Origin of the sequence: Bradyrhizobium sp. AUGA SZCCT0431 (genome assembly GCF_018131065.1) — a bacterium.
GTDB lineage: Bacteria > Pseudomonadota > Alphaproteobacteria > Rhizobiales > Xanthobacteraceae > Bradyrhizobium.
The window spans coordinates 1-7,247 of record NZ_JAFCLR010000079.1; the positions used below are offsets into that span (position 1 = coordinate 1).

Below are 7,247 nucleotides of genomic sequence, written 5' to 3' on the forward strand. Positions count from 1 at the left end.
GACAGCCCGAAATTACCTTGCCATCGTCACTGTCGCCGCCATCGTCTTATGGATGCGATAAGTGTCCACGCCACCTAGAGCGGGATGCAATTAGGTTAGGACCGTGATGAAGTGGCATTTCGTCTTCTCGTACCCGGACGCAGCGCGCCATGCGTGCTGCGCGCCGGGGCCGGTTTCTACTTTGCATGGGGTTGTTTTCGATATTTTGAGTCCGGGCCCGGTGCGGCGGTGCCGGATTATTCCACCGGCACCACGTCCACGGCCACCGCCAGCTTCTGCTTGCGCGAGCCCACGATGATGCCATCGACCGGCGAGACGTCGGAGAAGTCGCGACCCATCGCCAGGTTGATGTGGTCGTTCTCGACCAGAAGGTCGTTGGTCGGATCGAACCCGATCCAGCCGATCTCGCTGCCGCACCACACCGACACCCAGGCGTGGGTGGCGTCGGCACCCTGCAGGCGCGGCTTCCCCGCCGGCGGGTAGGTGCGCAGATAGCCGCTGACATAGGCCGCCGGCAGCCCGAGGCCGCGCAGGCCTGCGATCATCACATGGGCAAAGTCCTGGCAGACGCCGTGGCGTTTCTCGAACACTTCCCTCAGCGGCGTCGAGATCACGGTAGCTTTCGGATCGTATTTGAACTGGTGGCGGATGCGGTGCATCAGGTCGACGGAGCCTGTGAGAATGCCCTGCCCTTGCGGAAAGCTTGCCGCGGCGTATGCCGTGACCGGCCCGAGCACCGGCACCAGCGAACTTGCAAAGACGTAGCCGACCGGCGAGGCCGGACCGAGGCTCGAGGCCTCGAAGGCGACGTCGCGGACGCTCTCCCATGACGGGCTCGGCGCGGTGCGGCCAAGCGCCTGGCGCGTGACCTGCACCCGCGACCTGGAATCGATCCGCAAGCTGCGATGCGCGGTTTCGATCAGCACGCTCTCGGTATGGGTTCCGAAAAAATCCCGCCGTATCGTGCGCTCCGCCGGCCGCGGGCGGATCTCGACGGAATGCGAGACCAGTTGCTGCCCGTCGCCGCTGCGCGGCTCGAGCCGCAGCGAGCAGCGCGCAAAACTCACCGGGCTCTCATAGCTGTAGGTCGTCACGTGACGGATGTCGTAGATCACGCGAGGCCCGTCAGCTTCTCCGGCCGGCTCGCATTGGGTCCGTGCGGGAAGTAATGCAGGCCGATGGCGTCGGCAAGATTGAGCAGGTCCTGCTCCAGCGCGAACAGGGCTTTGACATCCAGCGCTGCGGCTTCCGCGGTCGTCAGCATCGCCTGCAGCGCCACGGCCAGACGCTGCGGCCGCTCGATCAAACCATGCTCCTTGAGGCTCGGAAGGCTCGCAATGTGCTCATTGAGCGCCGCCACCTGGAACGCGACCGAGCGCGGATTATAGGGGTCGAGCACCGCCAGATCGCGCACCGGCGCCAGCGCCGGCCCGACCAGATAGCGCGAACGGTAGGTGATCTGGCAATCCACCAGCGTCAGCAGGACGTCGAGGTCCTCGTCGCCGGCTTCGTCATAGGCGAACTGACGGGCAAACCGCGCGGTGTTGATGGCGCGCTCGGCGCGGCGGCCCATCTCGAGGAAGCGCCAGCCGGCGGCGCGGTTCATGTTCTCCTGCGCGAGCCCGGCAAAGCTCGCGAGCTCCTGCAAGGACAATTCGGCGGCGCTGACGATGCCGTCATCGTCGTCGGCCTCCACGGAAAGGCGTTCCACCATCTCGGTGATGACTTGCCAGGCGTCGGGCGAAAGCCGCTCTCGCAGCGAAGTCGCGGTGCGCTGCGCCGATCGCAGCAGCGACAGCGCCGAGCCGAATTTTTCCGCACTTTGCAGCGCCTCGGCGGCGACCTTGGCGGAATTGGCCCGGCTCGCCTGCGAGGTCGCACCCCAGGTCACCAGAAGCCGCTGGATGCGCTCGACCGAATGCAGCGCGGTCGATGCCCCGGCCGGTGCGCCCTTGCCGGACTCACGCGTCGGCGTGCCGAGCGCGCGGATCAGCCGCAGTGTCGCCTCGGCGCGTTCGAGATAGCGGCCGAGCCAGAACAGATTGTCTGCGGCACGGCTCGGTACCACGCCGGCGATGCGCCTGATCCGCACCGTGTCGGCCGCCGGCAGCAGCGTCGAAGCCGGGATCGCCTTGTCGGACACCACCCAGACGTCGGCCGACCGCGCCCCGTCGCCCATCGATACGGCGCGGGCATCGGGCTCATCGGCGATCCGGCAGAAGCCCCCCGGGAGGATGGTCCAGCCGTTCGGGGTGGCGGCGGCAAACACCCGGAGCACGAACGGACGCGGCGTGATCCGGCCGTTCTCCCAGGTCGGCGTCGTCGACAGCCGCACCAACTCCTGGCCGACAAAGTCGATACCGCGGTCGGAAATCGCAGACCTGAGCCGCTCGCGCTCGGGCGGCGACAGTTCACCTGATAGCACCGGTCCGCTGCCCGGAAAGCCCGGCACGGCGCGGCCATAGGCGCCCTCGATCGCAAAATCGTCGAGCCGCGACAGCACTTCCTCGCGCGCCGATTTCTGGCCGCACCACCAGGTCGCGATGTGCGGCATCAGCAAATCCTCGCTGAGCAGGCGGCGGCACAGATTGGGCAGGAAACCGAGCAGCGCCCGCGCCTCCAGCACGCCGGAGCCGGGCATGTTGGCGACGACGACGCCGCTCTTGCGCAGCACGTCGATCAGGCCGGGCACGCCAAGATGCGAGGACGCATCGAGCTCCAGCGGATCGAGGAAATTGGAATCGACCCGGCGCAGCAGCACATCGAGCCGCTTCAGGCCGGCGACGGTGCGGATATGGATGCGGTCGCCGCTGACGGCGAGGTCGTCGCCCTCGACCAGCAGGAAGCCGAGATAGCGCGCGATCGTCGCATGTTCGAAATAGGTTTCGTTGAAGGCGCCCGGCGTCAGCAATCCGATGCGCGGCTCGTCGCGATCAGCGCTCGCGCGCAATGAATCGCGGAACGCCTCGAAGAACGGCGCGACGCGTTCGACATTCATCGACTTGTAGAGATTGGAGAAGGCGCGCGACAGCACCAGGCGGTTTTCCAGCGCGTAGCCGGCGCCCGACGGGGCCTGCGTACGGTCGCTGAGCACCCACCAGCGGCCATCGGGGCCGCGGCCGACATCGGCGGCGTAGAGATGCAGATAGCGTCCGCCTGGCGGTTTGACGCCGCAGACCGCGCGCAGATATTCGTTGCTGCCGGCGATTGCCGCTGCCGGCACGGCACCATCAGCGACCAGCCGGCCCTCGCCATAGAGGTCGCGCAGTATCATTTCGAGCAACTGCGCGCGCTGGGCGATGCCCGTGGTCAATTGCCGCCAGTCGGTCTCGTCGATGATCAGCGGCAGATGGCTCAGCGGCCAGAGCCGGTCGGCGGTCTCGCCGGGCGCGCGGTAGGTGACGCCGGCCTCCCGCAAATGGCGGTCGGCGGAGGCGAATCGGCGCTCGATGTCGGCGGGCGAAAGCGCGGCAAAGGCGTCGAAAAACCGCGCCCAGGCCGGCCGGGGCGCACCGTCCTGGCCGATATATTCATCGGGAATGCCGGGCAGCCGGGCGTAGTCACGGGTCCATTGCGCCATCCGGCGCTGGCCCGGACGGGCCTTATTATCCTGACTGCCGGCTTGCCCCGCCATCCGACTCTCCGATCTCAGCGCCTTTAGTGCCGGAGCGGCGTCCTCAAGTCGAGCGTCAAAGGAAATTCTATTGTGCGTTCCTCGGGCGGCAGATCGACCTTGCCCGGGGTGTGGCCGTGGTCCTGAAACCGGGCCAGCCGCCGCGCCTCGGCCTCGTAGGAATTGACCGGTTTGGTGTCATAGGAGCGGCCGCCGGGATGGGCGACATGGTAGACGCAGCCGCCGAGCGAGCGGCCGTTCCAGGTATCAATTAAATCAAATGTCAGCGGCGCGTGGACCGGAATGGTCGGATGCAGCCCGGACGCCGGCTGCCAGGCCTTGAAACGGACGCCGGCGACCGCCTCGCCGGAGCGGCCGGTGGCCGTCATCGGCATCCGCCGGCCGTTGCAGGTGACGACGTGGCGGCCTTCGACGAAGCCCGACGCCTTGATCTGCAACCGTTCCACCGACGAATCGACATAACGCACGGTGCCGCCCGCCGAACCCTCCTCGCCGAGCACGTGCCATGGCTCCAGCGCCTGACGCAGTTCCAGCGAAACGCCGCCGTGATGGACCCGGCCGAACACCGGGAAACGAAATTCGAGCTGCGCCGAATACCATTCCGGTGAGAATTCGTAGCCGGAGTGCTTGAGTTCTTCGAGCACGCCCAAAAAGTCTTCCCAGAGAAAATGCGGCAGCATGAAGCGATCATGCAGCGTGGTGCCCCAGCGCACGAAATTGCCCTGTTGCGGTTCGCGCCACATTTTTGCGATCAGCGCCCGGATCAAGAGTTGCTGCGCCAGCGACATGCGCGGATCAGGCGGCATTTCCAGCGCGCGGAACTCGACCAGTCCGAGACGGCCGGTCGGCCCGTCGGGCGAATAGAGCTTGTCGATGCAGATTTCGGCGCGATGGGTGTTGCCGGTGATATCGACCAGGATGTGCCGGAACAGGCGGTCGACCAGCCATAGCGGGGCCTCGATGCCCGGCGGCGGCACGTGGGCCAGCGCGATTTCAAGTTCATAGAGGCCGTCATGCCGCGCCTCGTCGATGCGTGGCGCCTGGCTGGTCGGGCCGATGAACATGCCCGAGAACAGATAGGACAGCGACGGATGGCGCTGCCAGTACAGCACGAGACTCTTCAAGAGATCGGGCCGGCGCAGGAACGGTGAATCCTGCGGCGTGCTGCCGCCGACCACGACGTGGTTGCCGCCGCCGGTGCCGGTGTGGCGGCCGTCGACCAGGAAACGGTTGGCGCCGAGGCGCGTCTTGGCGGCGTCTTCGTACAGTCCAAACGTGATGTCGACCGCCTCGCGCCAGCTTTGCGCCGGCTGGATGTTGATCTCGATCACGCCGGGATCGGGCGTCACCTTGATGACTTCGACGCGCGGATCATACGGCGGCGAATAGCCCTCGACATGGACCTGCAGCTGCAGCTCTTCGGCGGTCGCCTCCACCGCCGTGATCAGCTCCAGATAATCTTCCAGTTTCTCGACCGGCGGCATGAAGGCGCACAAAACGCCGTCGCGGATTTCGATCGACATCGCCGTGCGCACGGGTTCGAGTTTTGGCTTCTCCTTGGCCTTCGCATCTTCCGTCTGGGTGCCCGCTTCGGAAGCCGCCAGATCGTCGCGCGGCTCCATCGGATCCTGCTCGACAATGTAGGGATATTCCTCCGGCGGAATGTGTTCCAGCGAGGCGATCGGCAGCCGCAGGCCCAGCGGGGAATCGCCCGGAAACAGGAACAGATGGCCGCGCCGGATCTTCCAGCGTTCGCTGCGCCAGTGCCCCGGCGAGTGCTTGAAGGCCTCGTTCCGGCGCTGGATCGGCAGCACAAATCCCTTGGGCTTGTTGAGCCCGGAATCGAACACCCGCGCCATCCGTGAGCGCTCTTCCGGATCGGCCAATTTGGAGTCGGTCGGATCGACATTCGCCGGCAGCGCCGCTTCCTTCTGCAGCCAATGCGCGGTGTCTTCGAAGGCGGGCAGCACGTAGTCGGTTGTGAGTCCGAGCTTTTGTGCGACGCCTCCGGCAAAATGTTCGGCGTCGGCGATTTCGGCCTTGCGCGGATTTTCGATGTTCGCGATCAGTTCGGCGTTCTTCCAGATCGGCACGCCATCCTTGCGCCAATAGAGCCCGAACGCCCAGCGCGGCAGGCTTTCGCCCGGATACCATTTGCCCTGCCCGTAATGCAGCAGACCGCCGGACGCAAAACGCGCGCGCAATTTGCGGATCAAATCGTCGGCGAGCGCGCGCTTGGTCGGGCCGACGGCGGCGATATTCCATTCCGGCGATTCCAGATCGTCGACCGAAACAAAGGTCGGCTCGCCGCCCATCGTCAGCCGCACGTCGTCCTTTTTCAGATCGGCATCGACCGCTTCGCCGAGCCTGTCGAGACGCGACCAGGATTCGTCCGAGAACGGCCGCGTGATCCGCGGCGCCTCGCGGATGCGCTTGACGCTCATCTCGAAGCCGAACTCGACATTGGCAAAGCCGGCGCTGCCTGAAATCGGCGCCGCCGAGCGGTAGTGCGGCGTGGCCGCGACGGGAATGTGTCCCTCGCCGGTCAGCATGCCCGAGGTGACGTCGAAGCCGATCCAGCCCGCGCCCGGCAGATAGACCTCGGCCCAGGCGTGCAGGTCGGTGAAATCGCTTTCGACCTCGCGCGGGCCTTCGACCGGATCGATGTCGGGGCGGAGTTGAATGAGATAGCCGGAGACAAAACGCGCCGCGAGCCCGAGATGCCTGAAGATCTGGATCAGGAGCCAGGCGGAGTCGCGGCAGGAGCCGGAGCCGGCGGCGAGCGTCTCCTCCGGCGTCTGGATGCCCGGCTCCATGCGGATGACGTAACCGATTTTCTTCTGCAGCTGCGCGTTGAGGTCGACCAGGAAATTGACGGTGCTGTCGGCCTCACGCGGGATGTCCTTCAGATAAGCGGCAAATAGCGGCCCCTCGCCCGATGTCGCCAGATATGGCGCCAGCTCGGTCTTGAGATCGTCGGTATATTGAAACGGGAAACTGGTGGCGTAGGGCTCGACGAAGAAGTCAAACGGATTGACCACGGTCATCTGCGTCGAGAAATCGACCTCGATCTTCAGCTCGCTCGCCTTCTCCGGGAAAACGAATCGCGCCAGCCAGTTGCCTTGCGGATCCTGCTGCCAGTTCACGAAATGATTTGAAGGCGTGACCTTGAGCGAATAGCTCAGGATCGGCGTGCGCGTGTGCGGCGCCGGCCGCAGGCGTACGGTTTGAGGCCCGATGTCGATCGGTCGGTCGTATTTGTAGTGCGTAACGTGATGTAGTGCGACGAAGATCGACACGGACGGGCTACTCCAGCAGCTTTTTTAAGCAGAACACTGGTTCCGGCGTGGATCAAGCACTAACAACGGGCACGGGGTGCCTACGGGAAGTGCGAAAGTAACCCTCGGTGTCGTCCCGGCGAACGCTCAGATGCGCAATTGCGCATCGGGGGACCCATACCGCGTGGTTTTTCAGTGAGGCAAGATCGCAGACGTCTTCCGCCAAACCAAGGCCGGTGGCTATGGGTCCCGGCCTTCGCCCTAGGGCATGCACACATCTCTGAGGCTCCATCCTGCGGCGGCGGCGTGGAAGTATTCGAGGCCGTGCTTCATGG

General features: G+C 65.4%; 3 protein-coding genes. All 3 read right to left on the reverse strand.

Annotated features, from left to right (window positions below; translation table 11 throughout):
* Window positions 1–236: 236 nt before the first annotated feature.
* The 3 genes from JQ567_RS37560 to JQ567_RS37570 are packed head-to-tail and all read right to left on the reverse strand — an operon-like array spanning window position 237 to window position 6,933.
* Entirely contained in the window at window positions 237–1,115 is an 879-nt protein-coding gene (locus JQ567_RS37560; RefSeq protein WP_212443481.1) for a transglutaminase family protein, read from the reverse strand.
* Entirely contained in the window at window positions 1,112–3,634 is a 2,523-nt protein-coding gene (locus JQ567_RS37565) for a circularly permuted type 2 ATP-grasp protein (protein WP_249165991.1), read from the reverse strand. Before JQ567_RS37565 ends, JQ567_RS37560 begins: the two co-directional genes overlap by 4 nt.
* 23 nt (window positions 3,635–3,657) lie before the next feature.
* Window positions 3,658–6,933 (reverse strand): DUF2126 domain-containing protein, encoded by a 3,276-nt coding sequence (locus tag JQ567_RS37570; protein ID WP_212443482.1) that lies wholly within the window; start codon window positions 6,931–6,933, stop codon window positions 3,658–3,660.
* Window positions 6,934–7,247 lie beyond the last annotated feature (314 nt).